The organism is Caldanaerovirga acetigignens, assembly GCF_900142995.1.
Lineage (GTDB): Bacteria > Bacillota > Thermosediminibacteria > Thermosediminibacterales > Thermosediminibacteraceae > Fervidicola > Fervidicola acetigignens.
The window spans coordinates 17,706-42,007 of sequence record NZ_FRCR01000007.1; the positions used below are offsets into that span (position 1 = coordinate 17,706).

The following is a 24,302-nucleotide window of genomic DNA, read 5'->3' on the forward strand; positions in this document are numbered from 1 at the left end:
TTAACTTATTTCCTCCCAGCTCTTTCCCACCTTGAAATCTACCACCAGCGGAACCCTGAGCGGTACTGCGGTTTCCATATCCGATTTTACGATATTTTTTACCACTTCCAGTTCTTCTTTCGGCACGTCGAAAATCAGCTCGTCGTGAACCTGAATCAGCATCTTCGTCTTGAGTTTAAGTTCTTTGAAGTGATTGTATATCTTTACCATAGCCATTTTTATAATGTCCGCGGCACTCCCTTGTATCGGGGTATTTACCGCGACCCTTTCAGCAAACGACCTCAGGTTGTAGTTTCTGCTGTTTATGTCAGGTATATAGCGCCTGCGGTTCAAAATTGTGGTTACGTATCCTTTTATCTTCGCATCTTTTATGGTCTCTCTTATGTAATCCCTTACTTTGGGGTATCTATTGAAATAGCTTTCTATATACTCCCTTGCCTCGCCGGTAGTAATCCCCAAGTTCTGGGCCAAACCGTAATCGCTTATACCATAAATTATACCAAAGTTTACAGCTTTAGCTCTATCTCTCAATTGAGAAGTGACCCGGTCCTTGGGTATACCAAAAACCTCGCTTGCAGTCCTGGCATGAATATCCTCGCCTTTTACAAACGCTTCTATCAGTCCTTCATCTCCCGAGATGTGGGCAAGCACCCTAAGTTCTATCTGGGAGTAATCGCCGGAGAGCAACACGTGGTCTGGGTTCTCCGCAACAAAAACACCCCTTATTTTTCTTCCTATTTCGGTTTTCACCGGGATGTTCTGTAGGTTGGGTTCGGTGCTGCTTATACGCCCTGTAGCAGTTATCGTCTGGTTGAAATTGCTGTATATCTTGAAGGTTTCCCGGTCTACCAGGGACAATAGCCCATCGGCGTAAGTCGATTTCATTTTCATAAGAAATCTGTATTCTAAAATTTTCTCTATAATCGGATGGGTGCCTTTTAGCTTTTCCAGTACTTCGGCGTCCGTGGAATACCCGCTCTTTTTCTTTTTGACAACAGGAAGGCTCAATTTCTCAAAGAGAACCTCTCCCAACTGTTTCGGAGAATTAATGTTAAACTCCAAACCTGCAAGTTTATATATCTCATCGGTGAGGTTCTCTAGCCTTTTCCCGAATTCAAGGGAAAGCCTTTTAAGTTTTTCCGGGTCAACCCGGATTCCTGACATTTCCATATCCGCAAGCACTATGCTCAAAGGCATCTCCACATCTTTGAAGAGACTTTCCATGTCCTGATTTTTGAGCTTCTCGCTCAGCACTTCTTTTAATGGCAAAAGGAATGATGCCCGCTTGCCCGCATCTTCAGAACCCGTAAGCTCCGCACCCAAATTTTCATAAATCAAGCTTTCCAAATCGTATCGGGTCTTTGACGGGTCGATGAGGTATGCCGCAAGCATAGTGTCAAAATCGTATATAAAATCGATTCCCTCCTTTGCAAGTGCGACTCTCGACCTTTTGCCATCATGAACGACTTTCGCAATTTCACGGTCGGCAAGAAGCGACAGAACCTTATCTTTCAAACTTTGATTTTCCCTTAAGATTTCTTCCGGCACAAAATAACTGCAGTCGCAGGAAGCAGAAATCCCTATACCTTTTAGACGAACTGCTGGGCTTTTGCCTTCTGTTTGGAATTCAATAGCTACAGCTTTCCTTGCCTTTATTTCCTCTATGACCTTCCCTAACTGCCCAATATCAGTTATGCAAACGGACACAGTTTCCCTTTGATTACCTTCCTTTGGTCGCGGCAGCCTGTCGAGGAGGCTGTAAAATTCAAGCTCTCTGAAAATCCGGGCTAGCTTTTCGTAATCCGGTTCGCCGAAAGCCAGCTCTTCCAAATTCAACTCGAGGTCTACATCCCTCACTATTGTTGCCAGTTTTTTGCTGCTCTTTGCCTGTTCTCCGTAAAGGAGTATATTCTCCCTCAACTTACCCTTCAAGGCATCAGTATTTTCCAGGATGTTTTCCAGGGTTCCGTATTCTTGGAGCAATTTTAAAGCCGTCTTTTCACCAACCCCCGGAATTCCCGGCAGGTTATCGGACGCATCGCCCATCAGCCCTTTTAAATCCGGAAATGCCTCTGGTTTTATGCCGAAGCGCTCTTTTATCTTTTGGATGTCGTAAAGTTCCAATTCCGTGATGCCCTTTCGGGTTAGCATCACGCGAACTTTAGGCGAAACTAACTGAAGCGTATCTTTATCTCCTGTAACAATTAACGTCAATAATCCCTTTTCTTCGGCTTTCTTCGACAAGCTCCCTAGAAGGTCGTCGGCTTCATAGCCCTCCTTTTCCACATAGCGGATGTTCATAGCTTTCAGGATTTGCTTTAAAATATCGAACTGCCCGGTCAGCTCTTCCGGCATCTTAACTCTGTTTGCCTTATATGCCGCATATTCCTGATGTCTGAAAGTCGGTGCTTTTCGGTCAAAAGCGACCGCTATGTAATCAGGGGCCTCTTCTTTTATGATTCTCATGAGCATGTTGACAAAGCCGTAAACGGCGTTGGTGTGAATGCCTTTTGACGTCATAAGTGGAGGAAGTGCGTAAAATGCCCTGTGCATCAGGCTGTTCCCATCGATAAGCATAATTTTCTTCATCGAAGTCACTCCTTTTACTTATTATTCACCAAAAGCGCTTAAAAACCTTCTATTTGATGAAAAATATTTATAATATTAATCGACAATATTTGACTTATTTTTTAGTACCTTTATTCTCTTTACTTTGTTTGCTAAAAATTGCACGATATAGTAAGAAGATTTATCAGGAGTTGGTTTGATGGAGCACAGGGAAATATTTTACGGCATAGGAAATAGAATCAGGCGCTTGAGAAAACAGCGCAACCTGACCCAGGAGGAACTCGGAGAAAGGGCTGGTCTGCATTACAGCTACATTGGGCAGGTGGAAAGGGGAGATAAAATACCCTCTCTCAAAACTCTCTCGAAAATAGCCAAGGCCCTAAACGTGAGCCTTGACTACATTTTGGAGGACGCCGAAATTTATAAAGCACAAACAGACTCGGATAGCGCAATTAACGAACTTTTGGCTATGGTCAAAACCAGGCCTGCTCATGAGATAAAATTGCTTGCCTCCGTATGCAGGACTATTATAGAAGAACTAGATTCCTGGAAAAAAGTCCAAGGCAAAGATTTTTAAAGTTTTAAAGGACATATTTACAAAACGAAAATTTTATCCTCCGGGACATGCTTTATTAATAGAGACCAGACTTTTTCCGTTAATTCTCTTTTAATTTTTTCATCATAAGTATATACTCCTTCCCTCGCTGTATAAGGGTAGTGGATTATCTCCGAAGGCGGGAAATTTCTCCTCATCCTCTTTAAGTAATCGCGGGGTATCCTAAAGACGCCAATACTCGCGTCTTTTATCTTATCTGCCGGAATCACCGAAAAAGTCCGGCTTATCAAATTTTCGTAAGCCGCTTCCCAATCTTCAAAATACAAAACCGGGTCAAAGCAAAGCCTTACATTCCAGCCATCGCCGATGGCCTTTTTTACATTTTTGAGTCGGAGTTCGAGGGGAGGCGCATTTTTTTCATACTTCTTAATTGCCTCATCCGGAGAAAGAGTCCAGGCTAAAATCACATTGCAAGCAGGCGCAAGATAGCTTATGGCTGAATAATTTGCGCTCTTCGTGCGTATTTCTAGCTTTAAATCCTCTTTTCCCCTCGCAAACTCAATCCACCTAGTGCAAAGGGGTGCAATTCTTTCAAGCGCCAATAAATCAGTGTCATAAGAAATGCTCAGGTAAATCGGATTTCGCCTTATCAAGTCTTCGATCTCCTTAAAGAAATCCTCTACGTTCACGAAAATTACCAGATTCGCCGAAGCATACATTCCTTTAAGGTAACAGTAATCGCACGAATAAACACAGTTCAAAGCCGGCGAAGCGTAGTAAAAGTTTTCATTTCCGAAACTGTGACAAATATCAGGCCCCTGGTACAGCAACTCTCCTTTTTTGGCTGCGATTATCAGTTTCCTGCTTGACTCTTGAACGAAAAAGTTTTGCCTTGGCCTGCAAAATACATCCTTGTAGTGCTTTATCCTGACTTTGACGGCCTTCGGAAACTTTTTTAGTATTTCTTTCGTCAAAGGAGATTCCTCCACCCCTTCTTCGACGTATATGTGAGAAAAACTTCTAACAAAGCATTTTTTTAATCCTTTCAAAATAAACCTTCCCCTCGCTTTTTGAATTCACTTTTATGTTTAAAAATTCATAAAGCTCCCATGGTAGACCTTCGTTTTTTGAGAGATAATACTGAATTAAATTCTTCAGTTGATGAGTCATCGTAAAAGTGAGTCTGAGGTTTTCCGCAAGTTTGTCAATTATCTTTTCTTCGTTTTCAGATAACCCCCTTGGCATAAAACGGTGAATCGACTCTAAAGATGAAATGAAACCCTCTATCAAAGGCAGGTTTTCTCCAATAATATCCAATACGAAAGACGGCTCTACTGCTCTTTCCAAATAATCAGAAACAACTTTGATACAGTGGACGCCATGAGGAGGCAGGAAAAATGATGCAGCCTCAAAGAATCCAGCACCTTCCATGTCAACTATGTCGCCTTCAATAAGTTCTGCAGGATAATCTCCCTTAACCACTGGAAAATCAAAAGTTTCCAAAACCCCTTCCTTCATATTATGTTTTACGAGTATATCAGGATAAAATACTCTCTTTGTATCGTTATAGATTATTTTGTGACAAAGGATAGCTTCGCCCTTTTTAAGATTATCATTTTTTGCACCGGCGATGCCTATATTAAGCGCGATGTCTTTGCTCCTAGCTTTAAACTCGGTTAATAAAAAGGAAGTGGCACAAGCGGAGGCAATAGCCCCCGGACCGCTTTCCACCAGAGCCATTTCCTTTCCGGCAAAAACCTGGAAACGGCTATTTTTTAAAACCTTCTTCAGCCCAAAATATTCAATAATGGGCTTTGCCTCTACGTGATATGCAGTTACTATGAATAACACGGTTTTTCACCTTTTTTACTATTGGTTATGGTATAATCAATATATAATTTACCATATCTCAGCCTTTAAGAAAACTCAAGAGTTTTCGAAAGGAGCTTTTTATGGTAAAACAACCAAAAATCCAACTCTTCGACTTCATCATGTCCATATCGGAGACTATAGACCTCATAAGCCCCCTAGTAGCCAATCATCACTTTAAGGTGGCATATATCGCATATATGATAGGCTACGAATTAAATCTTCCTCCTGAAAACTTAAACGACCTGATAATTGCAGGAGCATTGCACGATATAGGGGCCCTTTCCTTTAAGGAACGTATAGACGCTCTTCAGTTTGAACTGGAAAATCCCTATAAACACGCTGAGTTGAGCTACCAGCTTTTAAAAACTTACCTGCCTTTTTCCAAGATTGCCGAGCTGGTAAGATTTCATCACGTCCCATGGAACTATGGAGAAGGCGCAGAATTTAGCGGAAAAGCAGTACCTCTGGGCAGCCACATACTCCACCTTGCTGACCGCATAGCGGTGCTCACGGGAAGCAGCCAAATGGACATTTTGAGAAGGTCAAAGGAAATAGTAAGGAGGGTTGAAAGCCAGTCCAATCGACTGTTTTTGCCTGAGCTTGTAGAAGCCTTTAAAAACGTGGCTGTCAAGGAGAGCTTTTGGCTGGAAGTGACCTCACCCTTTTTAAGCTCTGTTCTAAAGAGTAGAGTTACACTGCCTGTAATCGAACTCCAACTTGAAACCCTGTTAGATGTGGCAAAATTGTTTTCCCATATAATAGACTTCAGAAGCCGCTTTACCGCTACACATTCCAGCGGTGTTGCGGCAACTGCCGAATACTTAGCAAAACTTTGCGGTTTTTCCGGAAGGGAATGCTTAATGATGAGTATAGCGGGGTACTTACACGACCTTGGAAAGTTAGCGGTGCCTGTAGAAATTCTAGAAAAAAATGGAAGTCTCACTAAAAAAGAGTTTGATATCGTAAAATCCCATCCTTTTTTTACATATCGCATCTTAGAACCGCTAAAAGGCTTAGAAGAAATAACGGCATGGGCTTCCTTTCATCACGAAAAGCTGGACGGCAGCGGCTATCCCTTCCATTACAAGGCTTACGACCTGCCCCTGGGCTCCCGAATAATGTCAGTTGCCGATGTATTTTGCGCTATCACCGAGGACAGACCTTACAGAAAGGGAATGACCAAAGGGCAGGCCGTAAAAGTGCTTGAGGAAATGGTAAAGAATTCCGCACTTGATTTTTATGTCGTAGATGTTTTGAAATCCAGCTTTGAGGAAGTAAATAGGGTAAGAAAAAGAGCAGAAAAGGCCGCCGCTGAAGAATACAGGAGTTTTTACGAAAATTTGACTTATTAGTTTAATTATATTTCCTCTTTTGAAACACCTGCTTCCTCAAAAGTCGCCATTTCCTTTATTATCTTTGCTGCCGCCTCTACAAGATTCATGGCAAGTACTGCGCCAGTACCTTCACCCAATCTCATTCTCATGAAGATCATGGGTTTGAGCCCCAAAAGTTCTAGCATTACTTTGTGACCTGGTTCTTCAGATACGTGAGACGCTATCATAAAGTTTATTGAACGGGGATCTATCTTAGAAGCAATAAGGGCACCGGCAGTCGATATAAGACCGTCTATGATGACAGGTACTCTGCGCGAGGCCGCTCCCAAAATTACCCCTGCAATGCCTGCGATTTCCAGGCCCCCTACTTTTGCAAGGACCCCTATTGGGTCTTCAGGGTCGGGTTTATTTACCTCTAGAGCTTTTCTTATTGCGTTTAATTTTTTCTGCAGGCGAAGGTCATCTATCCCGGTTCCGCGGCCGACTATTTCTTCAAGGGGCTTACCTGAAAATGCAGCAAGTATTGCACTGCTAGGCGTGGTGTTTCCTATTCCCATATCTCCCGTGGCAATAAGGTCGGAGCCTTTATCTATGCTTTCCCAAGCGGTGACAACTCCTACTTCGATGGCTTTTATCGCTTCTTCTCTGCTCATGGCAGGACCTTTTGCAATGTTATCTGTGCCTTTTTTTACCTTTCTTACAAGCAGGCCTGGATGGTCCACATCTGAAGCTACTCCTATGTCAACACAAATTATCTCGGCTCCTTCGTGGCGCGCGAGTACGTTTATGGCAGCCCCTCCAGAAAGGAAGTTCACCACCATTTGGGGGGTTACCTCTTTTGGATATGCACTGACCCCTTCATCCGCAACGCCATGGTCACCCGCCATTATAATCACGGTCTTTTTTCTGAAATCATTAAACACCTTACCGCTTATCCCAGCTAATTTTACTGCCAGGTCTTCCAGGGCTCCCAGGCTCCCTTTAGGTTTTGTCAAGTTGTCCAGCCTTTCCCTCGCCCTTTGCATGGCCGTATTATCCAGTTCCCCTATACTTTTTAATGCTCTTTCCAAGATTTCCATAAACATCCTCCTTTTTCCTTAATTTTTTTGTAAAATAAAAAGTCCCTAACTGTAATAAATTACAGCTAGGGACTTTACCATCATCCCTTAGCAAACCTTCCGGGCAGGTCTTCTGGCTTCGGTTCATCTCCCCTTGCGCCTTCCCGGTTTCCCAGTGGCATTTTGCAAGGGGAATCCCCGTCACAGCGGCGGGTCCGCTCAGGATTTTCACCTGATTCCCTATTCTCCCCATCTCGGGGCACCCGAAAGGTTACGGTATTCACAATTTTAACACATTATAATAATTCTCTATTCTTTCCAAAATTCCTTCCATGACATATTAGATTTTTTAAATTCATCAAGTAAAAGAAGGAGTGCAATTAACCATTAGCGAATTAATTGACATGGAGCTTCCTGCTCGTCTTGTTGCTCTAAAGCAAGTCTTAAATAAGTTTCATTTCCCCTTCACTATAATTAAAAAGGAGTTGAAGAAAGGTATGGCTCCAGAAATGAACTCAATTGTAAGCTCCACAATTTTGTCATTGAAAAGTCTTTCGGTATACAGGAGACTCCTGGAAGACCCCTTGATAAAGAAATTCGAAAACCTATTAAAAGCTGCGAAGTCCGGCGATCCTTTGCTTTCCGCTGAAGCTTACTGCGACCTATTATACGGACTTTTGGCTAAAAGCGAAAGGGCTCTTGGTGTTGGAAATTCTTTTCAGAACCTAATACTCGACCTCATGCTTGAAGATGAAAATCCTTTCAGTTTGAGCTCTGAAAGGGCAGGAAAAGATACTGCAGATCACCTTAAAAAACTCGTCAAAACTGATTTAAAGCTCCTTAAGTCCGTCTTTGAATTTAATTTTGAAGTCATTTTGAGCTTCATCAAAGCAAAGCTAGGGCTTGACTTACCTTCTATCCCTATCAACCGCGAACCAAAGGGAAATAAGTTCCCATATCCAGAATATTACTACAGGGAAAAATATAACTTGAAGCAAAAGCTGGAAACTTCAACGGGGTGGGAAAACTTTGTAGATGATTTGGCAGAATTTTATAAAAAAGTGGGGTGTGGGATTTTCGGCAAATACTGGGCCTTCCGAGTCAAGGAGAAAGACGGAAAATTGGACCTGATAGGGATAGCAGAACCCGATCCCATAAGGATTCATGATATAATAGGCTATGAAGAACAAAAAATGGAAGTCTTGAGGAACACTGAACAATTCGTTAAGGGCTTCAAGGCCAACAATGTGCTCCTTTACGGCGACCGAGGGACCGGTAAGTCCTCGACTGTAAAGGCAATGCTCCATGAATTCGGCGAAAGGGGCCTTCGAATAGTTGAGGTCTTAAAATATCAGTTGACATGCCTTCCCCAAATAATATCTCTACTGAGAACCAGACCCCAGCGCTTTATAGTTTTTATAGACGACCTATCCTTCGAAGAGCATGAAACGGAATACAAATACTTAAAGGCTATCTTAGAGGGCAGTCTGGAAAAGACTCCTGAAAACTTATTGATCTATGCCACCTCCAACAGGAGGCACATCGTCAAAGAATTTACAAAAGACCGCACTGATGAGCTTAAGCCCAAGGATACTGTACAAGAGAAACTCTCTCTCTCCGATCGTTTCGGAATAACCGTGGTGTTCCCCTCTCCCGATCAGGAAGCTTACCTTGAAATAGTAGAGGGAATAGCGAAGAAAAGAGGAATAAATTTGGATGGAGAAACCTTGAGAAAATTGGCGTTAAGATGGGAATTGTGGAACAATCAACGTTCCGGGAGGACTGCAAGGCAGTTTATAGACGATTTAGAAGGAAGGTTAGCAAGCGGAAAATTATTAAATCAACAGGATTATTAAACAAAAGGAGTTGGTAAAAATTTGGATCAAGGAATTCTCTCAGTCATACTCTTCCTTGATGAACATGCCATAAAAATTGGCGTGATCATCCTAACCATTGGCATTTTAACCCCTTTTGTCAGCGGAAAAATAACGTTGAGGGACATGGAAAATTTATTAAGAAGTCCGGTAGCTATATTAGCTATACTCGCTGGCACCCTAACGGTAACCTTGTCCGGGAAAGGGCTGGGATTCATCAGCGATAACCCTTCCGTAGTAGCAGGAATAGTTCTAGGATCAGTGATAGGAGTTGCATTTTTCAAAGGTGTCCCCATTGGCCCCATGACGGCGGCAGGAATAGTTGCGGTAATTTTGAGCCTGATGAAGCGGTAAGAGACGTTGAATAATGTTTAAACCGCAAACTAATACTTCTTCAGAATTAAAAGTTATTCCTTTTGATCAAAAAGGGCAGGTGGTAGGCACTAAAACGGACATAGATTATAATGAAATTAAAGCACAACTATTTTGGTATTCCTACCAAAATCTTAAGCTTCAATATGAAGAAATATCCAAAACCCTGAAAGCAATATGCAACCAACTAGAATCTATAGCAGAACAATTGGCTAGATAACGAAAATAACGCAAAAACCACCTAAAAACGGACATTTTCGGACATTCAGGAAGGAAGTAAAAGCCTTTTGCAGAACAGGGGGATATAGGAGGATATAGGACTATCCGGAGCAAGAAAAAGCGCCTTAAAAGGCAAATATGAAGGCGGTAAAGAAACAAAAAGGCCGGGAGGATTTATCCCACCCCGGCACTTGATTTTTACTTTTCTTCTCCGGCTTGGAGTTTTCTTTTCAATAGCCTAATTAGCCTATCGGCGAACTTATTAGCCTCATTCTCTATTTTGGTGCTATACTCCTTATCATTGAAATACAAATCTCTATTACATACTCCTGCGTGGAGCACTGCGTGGCCTAATTCATGAGCTAACACATGACACTTAAACTCACTATCTAAAATATCGGTGTTTATAAATATTGTCTTATCACCTTTATGCCAAACACAAAAAACCCTTTAAACCTTTAATTTATTAAACTCGTAAAATTCAATTTTTCTCTTTCTCCCGAGACGAACTAATGCTTTCCAAAGGGGATTATCATTCTTCTTTAACCGGATAGGTGCGAAGTCCTCCATTATTTCACACCTCCCGGCAGTTTTCTCGGTGCACGCTTACCCATCTGCTGTAACTTCTGCACTGGAGAAGCCTTTTCATGCACTTCTCTTATGTCGTCCTGCGAAAGCCTGACATACCGCCTTGTCATAGTCAAATCTGCATAGCCCAAAATCCTCTGGAGGCTGAAGGGGTCGCCACCGGCTTTTAGAAACTCAATGGCGAAGGTATGGCGTAAACCGTAGGGAGTGACTTTTATCCCTGCTTTTTTGCAGTATTCTCTTATCCTTTTTGCCCAATGCTTTTCATCCATTGTAAGGCCATTCTCGGAAGCAAATAACGGCACATCATCCCTCCAATGCTCCGGGCGTATTCTCAAGAACCTTGCAATCTGCTGGGCTGTAAATGGAGTGATTGCAAGCGTCCTCCCTACCCTTGTTTTTGCCACTTCGGGCCTTATCCGTATCTCCCTTGAGTCAAGGTTAAGGTCTGAAACTCTAACCTGTAGTAACTCCCCGGGCCTTACGCCTGTATCAATCTGTACGAGCATAAGGCAGTAATCTCTTAGGCCCGTATAGGTGCTTTTATCCGGCTGTTGGAGGAGTTTTTTCACTTCCTCAAGGGAGACATGACGGATATTGTCAATATCTTCTTTGGCCTTTTTTATGCCTGCTGTTGGATTGGCAGGGATATAGCCTTTTTCTACACACCAGTTAAAAAAGGCACGCAAATAACGAAGTTTAATATTTCGATACCCCGGAGAACATGGCTGGCTGAAATACTTTATTACTGCCTTGTATAGCGAATCATAATCAGAAATATTGGGGCTGGCACGGAGGAAGGAATTAACATGCCGTCTGTAGTCTTCCAGCGTACGGGGAGAAATGCCATCTGCCTGCTTTGAAAGAAGGAATTCGCTCAAGATGAAACGGAAGTCTAATTGGGGAGTTTTTAGCCTTGCTAACTTTGCCATAGAAAATAAAAACACCTCCTCAATCAGGGACACCGGATTTTTTTGGCCCTTTTTCGAGGAGGCTAATCCTTCAAACCCTTGATTTCATTGGATGGTGCCGAAGGCGGGAGTCGAACCCGCACGGCCTCATCGGCCACCGGATTTTGAGTCCGGCGCGTCTGCCAGTTCCACCACTTCGGCACAACCGCACTATTATCTTACCATATCCTCGGCCATAATTCAAGAGCATATTAATCCAAAAAAGAGTCCAGTTTTAGGCCTGAATGTGATTTTCATCACAGAATTTACAGTTTTTTGGCGTTATTATTTTAATTGAAACAAAAAAATACCAGGGAGGGATTATATGTTCTGTTATCAGTGCGAGCAAACTCCAAAAGGCGGTTGCACAAAAATCGGAGTTTGCGGTAAAAACGAGGATATATCCAGTCTCCAGGATACGATAATTTTAGGTTTGAAGGGTATATCTGCTTATGCGGTCCACGCTAGAGAACTCGGCTTTACCGACCCCGAAGTAGACGCCACCGTACAGGAAGCTCTTTACATGACCCTAACCAACGTTAACTTCAACCTGCAGGAGCATATAGATATGGCGATGAAGGTAGGCAAGGCAACAGTAAAGGTCATGGAACTTTTAGACAAGGCTCATACGTCCAAGTTCGGAATCCCGGAACCGGTGGAAGTTCCCCAGGACAAAATCGAAGGCCACTGCATCCTGGTAACCGGCCATAACCTCCACGCTCTTAAATTACTGCTCGAACAATCCGAAGGGAAGGGCGTAAACATTTACACCCATTCCGAAATGCTGCCTGCCCACGGCTATCCAGAACTTAGAAAATACAAGCATCTAAAAGGGAACTTAGGCAAATCCTGGACCGACCAAAGGAAACTTTTCGAAGAGTTTCCTGGCGCTATCGTAGGGACCACCAACTGCATAATGCCAATAAAGGGCACGTACTCCGACCGCTTCTTCAGCTACGGCGCCGCGGGACTTGAGGGCGTTCAGAAAATCGAAAACGACGATTTCACACCCGTTATCGAAAAAGCCCTGTCGCTCCCGCCAGCCAACGTAGATTCCGATAAGATGGTAGTGACCGGCTTTCATCACGAAACGGTACTTAAAATCGCCCCCGAAATAATTGACGCCGTAAAGGCCGGAAAAATAAAAAGGTTCTTCGTGATAGCAGGTTGCGACACTCCGGGCAGCGGCAACGAGTACTTCAGGAAGCTCGCCTTAGCTTTGCCGAAGGACTGCGTTATCATCACCACCTCCTGCGGCAAATTCCGTTTCAACGACGTGGATTACGGCACCGTGCCTGGAACCAACATCCCGCGCTATATAGACTTCGGCCAGTGCAACAACTCCATCTCGGCGATAAAGGTAGCAACGGCCCTTGCCGAAGCTTTCAACTGTTCGGTGAATGACCTGCCCCTTTCGATAGTGCTCTCTTGGTTCGAACAAAAAGCTGTGGCAATACTTCTCGGCCTTTTGAGCCTGGGAGTGAAAAATATCTATATCGGCCCCAAAGCCCCCGAATTCATTACGCCGGGAGTGATGAAGGTCCTCCAGGATAACTTCAACCTGAAACTCATAAGCAACGTAGAAAAGGACCTCGCCGAAATGCTTGGATAAATAGTATGGCATCTCCAAACGGAGATGCCTTTTTTATATGTTATACAGCGTACAACTTTCGTAGCAGCGTGAGCAAAATGTCTCTAAACTGCCGCCCCCTGTGCGCAAAGTCCCGCAGGCTTCTTCCCGTCTCGCGGTGGCTCATATTCACGTCCACTTCGATAACTCTATAACCTTTTCTGAGCACGTCTATCAAAAACCCCACCTCTACGCCGAATCCAGGCGGGATTTCCCCAACGCTTTTCAGCATTTCGCGCTTAAACGCTCGCTGGCCTGACAACGCTGCATTAAATTTTTCCCCTGTCATGAGATAAACTCCCCACCGCGAAAGACTTTTCACTAGCCCGAATCCGCCTTTTTTCCTGGCTTTTGGAAATTTAGCCACGGTCATATCGGCCTCCCCTTTTTTTATCGGTTCCAAAAGCTTTTCTAGGTCATCGGCCTTAAAACAAAGGTCCGCATCGAGAAAAACGATTATTTCTCCTTTTGCGGCAAAACAGCCCGTCATCAGAGCAGCCCCTTTTCCCCTGTTTTTTTCATGCCTGATTACCGCTGCACCTGCGTTGGCTGCTTTTTCAGCAGTACGGTCTGTTGAACCATCGTCCACCACTATTATTTCCCTTAAATTTTCGATTTTCTTTGCTTCCCTTACGACAAATTCCACATTTTTTTCTTCGTTAAAAGCCGGAATTATAACGCTTACACGCATCTTATCCCCTCGTATGCAATTCGTTTTTAAAGGACAAAATATAACCGTGAGCGCTGGGAGGTGAAATTTTGAAAAAATTACTTATTGTCACTGCTTTTATATTTATATTTTTAGCGGCTTTTTATTCACCTTCACAGGCCAACCAGGATGTTTCCGGCCAAAAACTAAAAGGCGAAGTTTCTTTGGTAATATATACCCTTGAAAGGAAGCTTGTAGTCTTGGATGACGGAAAGCCCTTTAAGACCTTTCCGGTAGCGGTGGGTACCTTCGAAACCCCTACTCCTATAGGTCTTTTCAGGATTACAGAAAAATCAAAATGGGGCGAGGGATTCGGCAGCCGGTGGATGAGGCTCAGCGTTCCCTGGGGAATTTACGGCATCCACGGTACAAACAAGCCCTATTCCATCGGCGGTTTCGCCTCCCACGGGTGCATCAGGATGCACAACAGGCACGTGGAAGAAGTTTTCGGCTGGGTAAAGGTGGGCACAAAGGTTTATATAGTGGGAGGCGTGGACGGGCCTTTCACCTTCGGCTTTAGAACCCTGATGCAGGGTAGCAGGGGCTCGGATGTGGTGGAGGTGCAAAAAAGGCTTTATAATTACGGCTTCTACAACGGCAATTTTGACGGAATTTACGGCTCTGGGACACGGGAAGCTGTAAAGACCTTTCAAAAAGAAAATGGTCTTAAAGCTACCGGAATAGTAAACGAAGCTACTTATAGGGCCCTCGGAATCTTCAGGTTTGAATAATAAAAGCGGCTTTTTTAGCCGCTTTAAAATTTGTCTTTGAGATGTTTTGCAAAATATTTTGCCGCTCCGGGACACTCTCGGAAAAGCTTATCCAGGAAACATGATGCTATTTCCGGTTTCGATACTGTAAGTTCAGCAGTTATTGATTCAACCAGATTTTCCGGCAACGCTCCCCTTTTCATTATGGAAGATTTTATAACGCTTATTGCCCTTTCTATATCTTCGATATTCTGTATGGAAGGTATCATTTTTAATTCACCTTTTTTTATTAATATGAGATATTTCTAGAGAGAATATTCTTTAATTACTTTGAACCTCTGATTAATTGTTAGTATTCCCTGTTTGATGTTTGTTAGAAGTTCATTTTAAAAAAAAATAAACGGTTTCCGGAGCCCTCTGGAAACCGCCATTTTTTCTGGTGCCGAAGGCGGGATTTGAACCCGCACGGGCCTTTCGCCCACTACACCCTGAATGTAGCGCGTCTGCCAATTCCACCACTTCGGCACAAATTGCAATTATTATATTAGCATATACTTTGTTATATTTCAAGAGCCTCCATCTTCGATTTTCAGTAATTGCCGCATTAGAATTTAATTCTGCTAATGAGTAGCATATTTGACAAGTATTGACAACTTTTAAAAAATAAGTTTCTATATTATTGTATAACACAAAGCGGAACGGAACTTGTGGGGAGGGAATGGACGATGTTCTTAAATAGCTTAAGAAGTAAAATCGTCGCACTTACGCTCACAGTTTTAATGATTGGCTCAATATGCCAATTAATAATTTATAATACTTCGATGACAGACATTAATAAAGCTGCAATAAGCATTATCGTATTATTAGCCTTAACTACAATAGCTTATTTTTTTGCCCGATTTCTAACCATACCCCTTATTTCAGTTATCGACCATCTCGAATTTATAGCAAGCGGTGATTTTTCAAGGCCATTACCGGAAGAATTTTTGCGCCGGAAAGATGAAATAGGAAAATTGGCCCATGCCATCCATAAAAATCAAATCACTTTCAGAAAACTGCTTTTTAGCCTTAAAGAAGAAGCAAAAAATCTCACAGCCAATTCAGAAACACTAAGCGCGACATCCGAAGAGATTGCTTCATCTTCCAATGAAGTAGCCAATGCCATACAACAAGTCGCGTCCGGAGCCACTGATCAAGCAAGTCACTTGCAAGAAATTTTAGACCTCGTCAAAGATATAACGACAAGCCTTGAAAAAGTTTACATTGAACTCGGTCGTGTAAAGAGCAACAGCGAAGAAACTTCTTCATTTGCCGATACTGGCAAAAAAGAACTAGATAGCCTAATCAATTCCATAAAGAATGTGCGCGAAGCCTTCAAAATAGTTGTAGAAAGGCTTGATGAACTGAAAGGCTCGGTTAGCCAAGTAGGAGAGATTCTGGAAGTAATCAATGGAATAGCAGAACAGACTAATCTTTTGGCATTGAATGCAGCTATTGAAGCAGCCCGGGCTGGAGAAGCAGGCCGAGGTTTTGCAGTAGTTGCAGAAGAAGTCCGCAAATTGGCAGAGCAGTCACGCATATCTTCTGACAAAATAAGAGCTTTACTAAACAATATTATTTCCGAAACAAATGAAGTGGTTTCAACTTCTGAAGAAGTGACAAGACAAGTAGCTAACCAATTGGAGAATGTGGAGCATACCATTAAGTCCTTTGACAACATATTAGCATCTGTAGCAGCAATAGGACCAATGATTGAATCTACCTATCGCGAACTTGACAATACAGTAAAAGCAAAGGATGTAGTGCTCGACCGTGTCCAGAGCATAAGTGCCGTAGCTGAAGAAACTTCTGCATCAGCTCAAGAAATATCAGCTGCAGCCGAGGAACTTTCTGCTTCTACCCAAGAGATAGCCAGTAATGCCCAGCAGGTATTGGAAGTAGCCAAACGGCTGGAAGAACAGGTGGAGCGCTTCGAGGTGTAGAAAAGCCGGTGTCTATTGTGGGGCTGCCCTTAAGCAGCTCATGCCAACTGCGGAGCGCCCCCCTATCCGTAATTGATGTTCTAAGGCAGATATTTTTTTCGCTCTTCAAAATAAATCCCGGTCTTCCTGTATATAAAGTCCCTCAGCTTTATGAATTCCTCCGCCGTCACTTTTGCACCTCATTTCAACCCTATAAATCCGCCATTTTTTCAATTGCGGATTTTACTACATATTGGAAAAAGGGACTTGAAAATCTTTTTGCAGCCCTCATTACAACTTCTTTATCTTCCTTTTCAAACCCCAACTCACTCAGGTATTCTATCGCCGATGCCATCACATTTTCGTCATTATCTTCCATTATCACGCGGCGCAAATACCTATTTGTTTCCCTTATATGGCTTTCCCCTAGCGCATTTACTGCCAGAATTCTCACATCCCTGTCGGGATGGTTTATCATCTTTCGCAGTATTTCGATGGCAGGTCCGCCTATTATAGAGAGTATTTCCACTCCCGCATTTCTAACATAAGCATCTTCGCATTCTAGAAGCTCTGCAGCACGATTTGCCACATATTCATCCCCTATTTTTATAAGCGAAGTGACTATCGCTTCCCGCACAGCTTCATCTTCTTCCACTAAAAGCTGCTCTACTAGGACATCCACGGCTTCTTTCGCCTTGATACTCCCAAGGTCAAGCGCCGCCTGTATGCGTTCATTTTTGCTTTTTCCACTTTTCAACTGTTCCGCCAATTCACTTATCTTGACCTCTAACATATTCATTCACCTTTTTTATAATAATGTCGGCAATTTTGTAAGATGGAGCTACAATATCCGCTCCCTTTCGCTCTATTGCCGCCTTCGGCATGCCGAACACAATCATGCCTGTACTTTCGTCATATTCGTCCATATACTCCACTATGGATTTTAGCCGTACCTCTATGCGCTGGTCCGGAAGCATCATTGAAAATGCCGTTTCCACTTCATTTTGACTACTTCTCAATTTTTCCATCATAGTGTATTCCGCCATTATATCTGTAAAGGAAATCAAAAAATGTCCCGTTTTCTTTTTCTTCATCATGAGTCATTAAAAGTTCGTTCATAATTCTTTGAGCCGAGAATTTGCCTTTTATTTTTCCACCTTTACTAGTAAACAAAGGCAGTCTTCCATGTTTATTTATCCTTTCAATAGCAGTTTTTATATCGATGATAATTCCATTTTATCTTCATCTTTTATCAAAACTGCAAGATCCTTGGCTTTAAGCTTTGCATTCTCATCTTTTGTTAGAAGCCACTTTATTATTGATTTATTGTCGATATATCCATAAATATCATCCTCGTTTCCTATAACTATAAAGTCGGTTTCGTTTCAAGCAGTGCTTTCGCAACTTCTTTTAAACTGGCATCGGGTGGAACTAAAGGTAAATCATATTTTTCCGCAAATACATTCATCTTATAATCACCGCCCATAATCTTCCTTATAAAAAATTCTCCTCAAGCGTATTTTTCGAGAGGAATTATCCTTTATATTTGGGTTTGTGCAAAGATGGCAGGATTGGCCTCTGCCACCCTCTTATCGGTTGAGCGGATGATCAGGATAATCTCATGAGAGGTCAATTTCATGCTTGAGCTTGCAAGGTTCCCTCCTTTAAGGAGGTTACACACCCAGTTTTTTTAACACTGCTAGCAATTGTTCAGGACTAAAGGGCTTCACAATCCAGCCACTAGCGCCAACCTTCCGCCCTTCTTCTTTTTTTTCCATAGAACTTTCAGTTGTTAACATAAGTATGGGTACAAACTTGAAGCCTGGCAACTTCCTTACAGTCTGTATAAAAGTAACGCCGTCCATATTCGGCATATTGAGATCTGTAATGATGGCCTTAACTTTTAGACCCTCATTCAATTTATTTAGAGCTTCAACTCCGTCACACGCTTCGTGGACGACATGCCCCGCTTGTTTTAGAGCAGTTTTTAAAGCTAAGCGCATGGTGGCTGAATCGTCTACAATTAACACCTCTGCCATAGGATTTTTCCCCCTTGGCATATATTTTTAGAAAAGCTCTATGTTATCCCCTAGGCTCTCTTCATACTTCATACCCAGGGCTGCGTAATGATTTTGCCGCTCTACGTAGGTGGTATATTTCTGCACCATACCTGCTATTATTTCTTCTAGTTTACGTCTACTGACAACATCAAACACTCCCAAATCCAAGCGCAGCAAATCACCCAACTCCCGCAACACCTCAAGGACATGTTGCAAACGTTGCCTAGCTATATCTTGAAACTGTCCAGCGACTATGGTGCTGTCTATATCCTGAAAGAAACCCTCAATTTCAAAAATCAAGTTAGAAATGAGGCCTTCTACTTCATGTGCCGCACTATTAATATCTTGACTCGCTTTCTTTATGGTGTTATCTATCTGTTGTTTCTCACCTTCAATCTCGTTTAAGTAATCTTGTATCTCTAAAGATACCTCTTTGACAGAACCCGCAATGTCCTCCGCAATCCGCTTCACCCTCAAAGTAGCCTCATACACCATATCCGCCAACAGTCTTACTTCATGCGCAACGACTTCAAACTCTCTGCCATACTGTCCAGCATGAGCTGCCAGAATAGAAGCGTTTAGGGCCAAAATCTTGGTCTTGTAAGCTATGCTGCTTACTTCTTCTACAAAGCCGTAAAGTTCTTTTTCGGCCTTTTCTGCTATACTCCTACAATTATCTTGGCTAATAGTCAGCCTATTAACCACTTGTTGCAGTGCAGTTTCAGCTTCATGGGAAAAAGACACTAATTCTCTTATGGTTCGCCCGACTATTCCTCCGTTGCCTTCAGAAGCGGAACTGTAAATCTTTCGCCCTAACTCTTGAGCGTTAGCAAGACTGTGCCGCACCCGCTCCTGCAACTGGTCTATGTTATGTAGTATCGATGAGAACACTTTTTCGCTCTCCGATACCAGACTTCTAATCTGCAGCTCAATTATCTCTAGAAGCTGAGATAACCCTGGTAATTCTAAATTATGCTGGCTGGTTTCAACTCCCGGATGAGTCTCCGGTTCCCTGATCTCAACCGAGTCGGCCAAAGGTTCCTCTGAGAGTGCTCTTTGTCCCTTCGGAAAAGCTGGTATCTCAAGAGAATGACTTAGAATGCGACCCAAAACCCATCCTACAGAAATTCCACAAAGAAAAAAGCTCAATTCGTGCCACGCCAATTTTCTACACCCCACATACTTTATCTTAACTATTTGCAGAGAAAATTAAAAACCTGGAATCTCCTTGTGCCAGTGGTATTATGAGATCTATATCCCGTTTTAAGCGAACCAGCATTAATAACACCTGTATACCGGCCAAATCAATATCTTTGAGACCGTTTAAGTCTACAGTTTTAATTTCATGTTGATTATCGAATATTAGCTTCCAGGCGTTCCTAGCATCTTCAATAGTCAAACTTTCCTCTATTATGAGGTTCCCATCCCGGAGCTCAATGTTCATAAGCAATCGCCTCTCTCAAGCTGCGAGTGTTAAGTATCATAAGCACTTTACCGTTGCCCCTTACCGCTACCCCCAGGTAAAGGTTTAAACCGGAAAGCTCTCCGGTCAACTTTCTTACTACCAAGTCTTCTGTGGCCGAAATGCGGTCCGCTAAAAGACACACTCCTGCTCTTAACACGATAGCCTTTCTATCCTGGAGTCGATTTCTCGCCTCCGAAACACCTAGTATCGACGCCAAATCCTGTATAATTAAGGTGCAGTTACCTACCTTGGCGATTTCTCCCCAAGCAGAGGAATGGTGAACTTTTTCGGCTTCTATTATTCGTTCAATATCACTTACAGGGATGCCGATTTCTTCCCCTGCCACCTCTACTACTAATACCTGGGTAGTCAAAAGAGTAAGAGGCAATATCAACCTTACAGTTGTCCCTTTGTCAGGGATGCTGTGCAGGTCAATAGAACCACCGAGTCCCTTTAATGTACGCTGTACTGCATCCATACCAACCCCACGGCCCGATATTTCTGTTACACTGTCCGCGGTACTGAAGCCGGGCATAAATATTAATCTCATGGCTTCCTGATCGCTCATTTTTTCGGCCTCTTCCATGGAGACTAGACCATTCTGTACAGCTTTGTATTTCACCTTTCCCACGTCAATCCCGCGGCCGTCGTCTATTACATCTATAAACACCGCCGAAGCCTCACGGGAAGCCTTTACGATTAAATGCCCTGTACTTTCCTTCCCCTTTCTCGTCCGCTCTTCAGGCGTCTCCAGTCCATGGTCTAAAGCGTTGCGTATCAAGTGAAGGAGTGGTTCGTAAAGCCTCTCTATCGTTTCCCGGTCAACTTCGGTGTCCTCCCCTTCAAAAATAAGCTCCACTTCTTTACCAAGCTTTATAGATATATCCCGCACATAACGGGGGAACTTGGAAAAAAGTTCCCGCAATGGCGTCATTCTCAAGCTGATTACAGTTTCCTGGAGTTCTCTAACTACCGCCGTCAAACCCTGCTCTTGCACTTTTAATGCATAAAGCAGCTCGCGATCCTGTACCATTTTTTGGAGCCTTCTAATCCAGTATTCCACCCCGTTCTTCTGCAAGATCAATTCAGAAATCAAATCCATAAGACGGTCAATTTTATGTTTATCCACGCGAATACTTTCGCCCTTTAAATTAAGTGATGAAGAAACAATAGTTGGAGCCTTGCCTGGACCGGTTAATGCTGCGCAGGGTTCCTTAGATACAGCCACACCAGCATGTTCAATTTCACCTGCTTCTCCCCTCCAATACTCCCATATGTCCCGGGCGGCTTCCCGAGGAGCCATAAGTTCACACATGCTTTTATGATCTGCATTCGCATACTCCAGCAGTAAAGCCTGAAAGTCTTCCAAAAGCTGGTCTATATCATTTTTTTCTACAAGAACCTGCTTAAACAAAGCCAGGAGGAGAACTGCCTCACAAAACAGCGAGTTGCTCATACTTGGGAATCTATACATTTCTAAGGCCACCGATATAAAGGAATCAATCTGCTTTTTTAACCCTTCATCCGGTATCTCCCAGGAGGCTCCCTCTACGAAAGTTTTTAGTCTCTCCCTCTCTTCACCTGATGGCAGTTGGGTTTCCGATAGTTCCGGGGCAAAAAGGTCAAAGATTGAGCTAATATCTCCCAGATTTACATCAGCATCATCGGCCAGAAATTCCAGTTCGTTTAAAAGTGTTTCTATCTTGTTGTCTGGAGTTTGAAAGGCCACTATAAGAGGCAAATAACATTTTTCGGGGTCAAACTCGTAAACAGAGGGTAATTTATCGCCCAGGACTGTAAGTGATATTACCCTTCCCCCTAGACTTTCAATTCCTTGAAGAGCTAGCCTTAAAGGGTCAAGACCTCTTTCAAAAATATCACAGACACAGTTTATAGCTAATATGTAGGTCCGCTGCTTCCCTTTTCTTTGACCCTGCTCCTTTACCTCCAATCTATCTTCTTCCAACATGTTGTTCAGTATAGCAAGGCGAAAAGAGAATGGCAGAAGGTAGAGGCCGTCAAAGCTATTTATTTTTTCAGCACCAGTTTGTTCGAGCTGACTTCCAGCTGGCGGTTTTTTTACTCCAAGGCTTGCCTTAACTTCTTCCAATAATTCCATCCACAGTTCAAGGGGAGGTTCACAGCTATTTTTTTTAAGTTTTATAGCTATTTCTTTCAAAGCATCTACACCTTTGAAAAAAAGTGTAATTAGGTCACGTGTTACATCGATCTCATTTTTTCTTAATATTTCAAGAAGGTTTTCAAACTCGTGAGCTATCTTTTGAAAAGTCACCATGCCTGCTATACCAGAAGACCCTTTTAATGTATGGAAAGCCCGAAAGAGATCGTGAATAAGCTCTCTATCCTGGGGACGCTTCTCCAATTTTAAAAGCTTCTGTTCTATTTCCTCAAGAAGTTCCTGTGCTTCTTCCAGAAAAGAGACAAGTAGCGTCCTATCCACTTCCTCCACTGACCAGCCCACCTCCTGCTTTATTTGCGATAAACGAGGTGCCTGCCTATCCTCTCCGGCTTGAAAATTGTAAAAAATTTACCCACAAAATCAGCGTGACCGAAGAAAATATATCCACCTGGTACAAGGGCTTTATACAGGTTATTTAAGACTCTCTCCCTGCTTACATCATCAAAGTATATAAGCACATTGCGGCAAAATATGACCTCAAAAGGGGCAAGATTTTCAGGTATACCAGTCAAAAGGTTAGCCCAGGCAAAAGTAATCTTTTGCTTCAAAAAGGGCTTGACTTTATAAAACTCCCCGTCCTCTAAAAGGTAACAGTTCAAGTATTCCTTAGGTATTAAACGGGTTGACCGACTATCATACCTTCCTTCTTGGGCCTTTTCCAGGGCGAAAGTATCGATGTCTATACCCACAACCCACCAATCGAAGTCTTCCCCCTCGAGCATTTCGTTCAAGATTATCCCCAACGTGTATGCTTCTTCTCCAGTCGCACATCCTGCTGAAAGCACCTTGATCGTTTTGCCCGAACCAGCAAGCCTCTCCTTTAATATCTTTGGTAGTATCTCCTCAGCGAAAAACTTAAGCTGTTCGTACTCCCGAAAAAAGTAAGTTTCTTTCACAGTCAGAGCGTTTATAAATTTTTGCCTTTCAATGGCATCAAACTGTAAAATGCGTAAATACTTTTCTACCTCCTCAATTTCCAGCGCTTTCATGCGCTCTTTCAACCTGCGCTCCAGGTAATACTTCTTTTTTAAATCATAGTGGAGCCCCGCGGTGCGGTAAATTAGTTCTGTAAGTTTATTAAAGTTTTCATGATCCAGGGGCTCATCCCTCCTTTACTGCTTTAACTATTTCTTGTGCTACACGGTAGGCAGGGACCACTACGGAGGCACCACCCCTATTTATAGCTTCTCTGGGCATGCCCCATACGACTGCGGTCTCTTCGGCCTCAGCTATAGTAATACCTCCCGCGTTTCTTATCTTAACCATGGCGTTAGCACCATCGTCTCCCATGCCAGTGAGCAGTATAGCAACCAGCCGTTGCCCGCCTAAAACTTTTAAAGCACTCTCCATAGCCACTTCCACTGAAGGTTTATACAGCGCATCCCGGGGTTCATCGGTTAGTCTCACTCTTACTTCGTTCCTGCCTAATCTGCGCTCTATTTTTAAATGGCTGTGCCCAGGTGCTACGAGTATCTTGCCCGGAGTAATAATTTCTCCATCTTGGGCTTCCGAAACCTCCAGCCGGCAGATGTTATTAAGCCTTTCAGCGAAGCTTTTAGTAAACCCTGCCGGCAAATGCTGGACTACTATGACAGGAGCAGGAAGGTCTGCAGGGAGTTCGGGTAATATTTCTGTCAACGTTTTGGGACCACCAGTAGATACTCCTATAATTACCAGTTTTTTAAACGTAATTGAAGTAACCGAGGGGACAGGCTCAAAATATGGTCCCGCCCCCCTCTTTTTTATGGCCCTCGTGGCCGCTTTTATATTGGATTTCGCTGCCGCCTTGACCTTGCGCCTTATATCTTCAGCTATCTTTCTTAAGTCAGTAGAAACTGGACCGCTGGGTTTAGCTATAACGTCCACGGCTCCCAGAGCCAGCGCCTCATAGGTCAAAAGTTCGCCTTTTTGGGTCAAAGAAGATATGACTACTACCGGGATAGGATTTTCATTCATTATGTACTGAAGGGCCGTCAAGCCATCCATTTTGGGCATTTCCACATCAATAGTAACAACATCGGGCCGTAAAGCCAGGGCAAGTTTAACTGCTTCTTCTCCGTCCCGTGCCGTTCCTACTATTTCTATTTCAGAATCGCCCGCCAGAATTTCCTTCAAATATTTCCTAACAAAAGCAGAATCATCTGCTATCAATACTCTGATTCGATTCTCCATAAAA

At 43.1% G+C, this 24,302-nt stretch carries 24 protein-coding genes, 2 tRNA genes, 1 pseudogene and 1 riboswitch; of the genes and pseudogenes, 8 read left to right on the forward strand and 19 right to left on the reverse strand.

Features of this window, described 5'->3' with window-relative positions:
• Positions 1 to 2,589, reverse strand: coding sequence for a DNA polymerase I (polA, locus tag BUB66_RS06540; RefSeq protein ID WP_073256497.1), 2,589 nt, complete (start codon positions 2,587 to 2,589; stop codon positions 1 to 3).
• A 178-nt stretch (positions 2,590 to 2,767) separates the two neighbouring features.
• Between polA and BUB66_RS06545 the strand changes: the two genes are divergently transcribed.
• A complete protein-coding gene (locus tag BUB66_RS06545; protein WP_073256500.1) occupies positions 2,768 to 3,145 on the forward strand; it encodes a helix-turn-helix domain-containing protein in 378 nt (125 codons plus the stop codon).
• 17 nt (positions 3,146 to 3,162) lie between these two features.
• Here the strand turns inward: BUB66_RS06545 and BUB66_RS06550 are convergent, their stop codons facing one another.
• Positions 3,163 to 4,173 (reverse strand): SPL family radical SAM protein, encoded by a 1,011-nt coding sequence (locus BUB66_RS06550; protein WP_073256503.1) that lies wholly within the window; start codon positions 4,171 to 4,173, stop codon positions 3,163 to 3,165.
• Positions 4,145 to 4,975: a 5'-methylthioadenosine/S-adenosylhomocysteine nucleosidase family protein gene (locus BUB66_RS06555; RefSeq protein ID WP_073256506.1), complete on the reverse strand. Its 831-nt coding sequence runs from the start codon at positions 4,973 to 4,975 to the stop codon at positions 4,145 to 4,147. Before BUB66_RS06555 ends, BUB66_RS06550 begins: the two co-directional genes overlap by 29 nt.
• Before the next feature lie 101 nt (positions 4,976 to 5,076).
• Here BUB66_RS06555 and BUB66_RS06560 point away from each other — a divergent pair, with 101 nt between their 5' ends.
• Complete coding sequence (locus tag BUB66_RS06560) at positions 5,077 to 6,348, forward strand: HD-GYP domain-containing protein (RefSeq protein ID WP_073256509.1); 1,272 nt, start codon at positions 5,077 to 5,079, stop codon at positions 6,346 to 6,348.
• Positions 6,349 to 6,353: 5 nt separating this feature from the next.
• On the opposite strand, the gene cobT is transcribed toward BUB66_RS06560, so the two are convergent.
• Complete coding sequence (gene cobT, locus BUB66_RS06565) at positions 6,354 to 7,409, reverse strand: nicotinate-nucleotide--dimethylbenzimidazole phosphoribosyltransferase (RefSeq protein ID WP_073256512.1); 1,056 nt, start codon at positions 7,407 to 7,409, stop codon at positions 6,354 to 6,356.
• Positions 7,410 to 7,494: 85 nt separating this feature from the next.
• A riboswitch (cobalamin riboswitch) is annotated at positions 7,495 to 7,670 on the reverse strand.
• A gap of 227 nt (positions 7,671 to 7,897) precedes the next feature.
• On the opposite strand from cobT, the gene BUB66_RS06570 reads away from it, so the two are divergent.
• Genes BUB66_RS06570 through BUB66_RS06580 form a run of 3 tightly spaced genes read left to right on the forward strand, consistent with a single transcriptional unit; the run spans position 7,898 to position 9,854 of the window.
• Entirely contained in the window at positions 7,898 to 9,244 is a 1,347-nt protein-coding gene (locus BUB66_RS06570) for an ATP-binding protein (RefSeq protein ID WP_073256774.1), read from the forward strand.
• A gap of 21 nt (positions 9,245 to 9,265) precedes the next feature.
• Positions 9,266 to 9,616, forward strand: a complete 351-nt coding sequence (locus BUB66_RS06575) for a DUF441 domain-containing protein (RefSeq protein ID WP_073256525.1) — start codon at positions 9,266 to 9,268, stop codon at positions 9,614 to 9,616.
• A gap of 13 nt (positions 9,617 to 9,629) precedes the next feature.
• Positions 9,630 to 9,854: a hypothetical protein gene (locus BUB66_RS06580; protein ID WP_073256528.1), complete on the forward strand. Its 225-nt coding sequence runs from the start codon at positions 9,630 to 9,632 to the stop codon at positions 9,852 to 9,854.
• 197 nt (positions 9,855 to 10,051) lie between these two features.
• On the opposite strand, the pseudogene BUB66_RS12725 reads toward BUB66_RS06580, so the two are convergent.
• The 3 genes and pseudogenes from BUB66_RS12725 to BUB66_RS06595 all read right to left on the reverse strand — a co-directional run.
• Positions 10,052 to 10,279, reverse strand: a pseudogene (locus BUB66_RS12725) (ImmA/IrrE family metallo-endopeptidase); the annotation flags it as partial.
• A gap of 143 nt (positions 10,280 to 10,422) precedes the next feature.
• A complete protein-coding gene (locus tag BUB66_RS06590; protein WP_073256530.1) occupies positions 10,423 to 11,373 on the reverse strand; it encodes a tyrosine-type recombinase/integrase in 951 nt (316 codons plus the stop codon).
• A gap of 92 nt (positions 11,374 to 11,465) precedes the next feature.
• Positions 11,466 to 11,553 (reverse strand) — tRNA-Leu (locus BUB66_RS06595).
• A gap of 163 nt (positions 11,554 to 11,716) precedes the next feature.
• On the opposite strand from BUB66_RS06595, the gene hcp reads away from it, so the two are divergent.
• Entirely contained in the window at positions 11,717 to 13,003 is a 1,287-nt protein-coding gene (gene hcp / locus BUB66_RS06600; protein WP_073256533.1) for a hydroxylamine reductase, read from the forward strand.
• Positions 13,004 to 13,043: 40 nt separating this feature from the next.
• Here the strand turns inward: hcp and BUB66_RS06605 are convergent, their stop codons facing one another.
• Positions 13,044 to 13,712 (reverse strand): glycosyltransferase family 2 protein, encoded by a 669-nt coding sequence (locus BUB66_RS06605; RefSeq protein ID WP_073256536.1) that lies wholly within the window; start codon positions 13,710 to 13,712, stop codon positions 13,044 to 13,046.
• A gap of 68 nt (positions 13,713 to 13,780) precedes the next feature.
• Here BUB66_RS06605 and BUB66_RS06610 point away from each other — a divergent pair, with 68 nt between their 5' ends.
• On the forward strand, positions 13,781 to 14,461 hold the full coding sequence (locus BUB66_RS06610) for a L,D-transpeptidase family protein (protein WP_073256539.1): 681 nt from the start codon (positions 13,781 to 13,783) through the stop codon (positions 14,459 to 14,461).
• Positions 14,462 to 14,484: 23 nt separating this feature from the next.
• On the opposite strand, the gene BUB66_RS06615 is transcribed toward BUB66_RS06610, so the two are convergent.
• A complete protein-coding gene (locus tag BUB66_RS06615) occupies positions 14,485 to 14,709 on the reverse strand; it encodes a hypothetical protein (RefSeq protein WP_073256542.1) in 225 nt (74 codons plus the stop codon).
• Positions 14,710 to 14,877: 168 nt separating this feature from the next.
• Positions 14,878 to 14,965: transfer RNA gene (locus BUB66_RS06620), tRNA-Leu, on the reverse strand.
• A 200-nt stretch (positions 14,966 to 15,165) separates the two neighbouring features.
• Here BUB66_RS06620 and BUB66_RS06625 point away from each other — a divergent pair.
• The gene (locus tag BUB66_RS06625; RefSeq protein ID WP_073256545.1) at positions 15,166 to 16,422 is read left to right on the forward strand and encodes a methyl-accepting chemotaxis protein; all 1,257 of its coding nucleotides are present in this window, start codon (positions 15,166 to 15,168) and stop codon (positions 16,420 to 16,422) included.
• 190 nt (positions 16,423 to 16,612) lie between these two features.
• On the opposite strand, the gene BUB66_RS06630 is transcribed toward BUB66_RS06625, so the two are convergent.
• From BUB66_RS06630 to BUB66_RS06665, 9 genes are all read right to left on the reverse strand, one after another.
• A complete protein-coding gene (locus BUB66_RS06630; RefSeq protein WP_073256548.1) occupies positions 16,613 to 17,194 on the reverse strand; it encodes a HEAT repeat domain-containing protein in 582 nt (193 codons plus the stop codon).
• Positions 17,172 to 17,447 carry a hypothetical protein gene (locus BUB66_RS12335; protein ID WP_198409392.1) on the reverse strand — a complete coding sequence of 92 codons (276 nt, stop codon included), beginning with the start codon at positions 17,445 to 17,447 and terminating at the stop codon, positions 17,172 to 17,174. The genes BUB66_RS06630 and BUB66_RS12335 overlap by 23 nt, the downstream gene beginning before the upstream one ends.
• Entirely contained in the window at positions 17,410 to 17,574 is a 165-nt protein-coding gene (locus tag BUB66_RS12135) for a hypothetical protein (protein WP_159431511.1), read from the reverse strand. Before BUB66_RS12135 ends, BUB66_RS12335 begins: the two co-directional genes overlap by 38 nt.
• 500 nt (positions 17,575 to 18,074) lie before the next feature.
• Entirely contained in the window at positions 18,075 to 18,440 is a 366-nt protein-coding gene (locus BUB66_RS06640; protein ID WP_073256554.1) for a response regulator, read from the reverse strand.
• A 27-nt stretch (positions 18,441 to 18,467) separates the two neighbouring features.
• Positions 18,468 to 19,625, reverse strand: a complete 1,158-nt coding sequence (locus tag BUB66_RS06645) for a methyl-accepting chemotaxis protein (RefSeq protein WP_073256557.1) — start codon at positions 19,623 to 19,625, stop codon at positions 18,468 to 18,470.
• Positions 19,626 to 19,650: 25 nt separating this feature from the next.
• A complete protein-coding gene (locus BUB66_RS06650) occupies positions 19,651 to 19,905 on the reverse strand; it encodes a hypothetical protein (protein ID WP_073256560.1) in 255 nt (84 codons plus the stop codon).
• Positions 19,895 to 22,396, reverse strand: a complete 2,502-nt coding sequence (locus BUB66_RS06655; protein ID WP_073256564.1) for a chemotaxis protein CheA — start codon at positions 22,394 to 22,396, stop codon at positions 19,895 to 19,897. Before BUB66_RS06655 ends, BUB66_RS06650 begins: the two co-directional genes overlap by 11 nt.
• 20 nt (positions 22,397 to 22,416) lie before the next feature.
• Entirely contained in the window at positions 22,417 to 23,223 is an 807-nt protein-coding gene (locus BUB66_RS06660; protein WP_073256566.1) for a CheR family methyltransferase, read from the reverse strand.
• Positions 23,224 to 23,227: 4 nt separating this feature from the next.
• Positions 23,228 to 24,298 carry a protein-glutamate methylesterase/protein-glutamine glutaminase gene (locus BUB66_RS06665; protein ID WP_073256569.1) on the reverse strand — a complete coding sequence of 357 codons (1,071 nt, stop codon included), beginning with the start codon at positions 24,296 to 24,298 and terminating at the stop codon, positions 23,228 to 23,230.
• Positions 24,299 to 24,302 lie beyond the last annotated feature (4 nt).

Excerpts from the sequence above, each read along its gene's own strand:
- BUB66_RS06615 (WP_073256542.1), bottom strand. The coding sequence starts at position 14,709 with ATGATACCTTCCATACAGAATATCGAAGATATAGAAAGGGCAATAAGC.
- BUB66_RS06625 (WP_073256545.1), top strand. The coding sequence starts at position 15,166 with ATGTTCTTAAATAGCTTAAGAAGTAAAATCGTCGCACTTACGCTCACA.
- hcp (WP_073256533.1), top strand. The coding sequence starts at position 11,717 with ATGTTCTGTTATCAGTGCGAGCAAACTCCAAAAGGCGGTTGCACAAAA.
- BUB66_RS06640 (WP_073256554.1), bottom strand. The coding sequence starts at position 18,440 with ATGGCAGAGGTGTTAATTGTAGACGATTCAGCCACCATGCGCTTAGCT.
- BUB66_RS06630 (WP_073256548.1), bottom strand. The coding sequence starts at position 17,194 with ATGTTAGAGGTCAAGATAAGTGAATTGGCGGAACAGTTGAAAAGTGGA.
- BUB66_RS06605 (WP_073256536.1), bottom strand. The coding sequence starts at position 13,712 with ATGCGTGTAAGCGTTATAATTCCGGCTTTTAACGAAGAAAAAAATGTG.
- BUB66_RS06580 (WP_073256528.1), top strand. The coding sequence starts at position 9,630 with ATGTTTAAACCGCAAACTAATACTTCTTCAGAATTAAAAGTTATTCCT.
- BUB66_RS06650 (WP_073256560.1), bottom strand. The coding sequence starts at position 19,905 with ATGAACATTGAGCTCCGGGATGGGAACCTCATAATAGAGGAAAGTTTG.
- BUB66_RS06590 (WP_073256530.1), bottom strand. The coding sequence starts at position 11,373 with ATGGCAAAGTTAGCAAGGCTAAAAACTCCCCAATTAGACTTCCGTTTC.
- cobT (WP_073256512.1), bottom strand. The coding sequence starts at position 7,409 with ATGGAAATCTTGGAAAGAGCATTAAAAAGTATAGGGGAACTGGATAAT.
- polA (WP_073256497.1), bottom strand. The coding sequence starts at position 2,589 with ATGAAGAAAATTATGCTTATCGATGGGAACAGCCTGATGCACAGGGCA.
- BUB66_RS06545 (WP_073256500.1), top strand. The coding sequence starts at position 2,768 with ATGGAGCACAGGGAAATATTTTACGGCATAGGAAATAGAATCAGGCGC.
- BUB66_RS06665 (WP_073256569.1), bottom strand. The coding sequence starts at position 24,298 with ATGGAGAATCGAATCAGAGTATTGATAGCAGATGATTCTGCTTTTGTT.
- BUB66_RS06570 (WP_073256774.1), top strand. The coding sequence starts at position 7,898 with ATGAACTCAATTGTAAGCTCCACAATTTTGTCATTGAAAAGTCTTTCG.
- BUB66_RS06560 (WP_073256509.1), top strand. The coding sequence starts at position 5,077 with ATGGTAAAACAACCAAAAATCCAACTCTTCGACTTCATCATGTCCATA.
- BUB66_RS12335 (WP_198409392.1), bottom strand. The coding sequence starts at position 17,447 with ATGGCGGAATACACTATGATGGAAAAATTGAGAAGTAGTCAAAATGAA.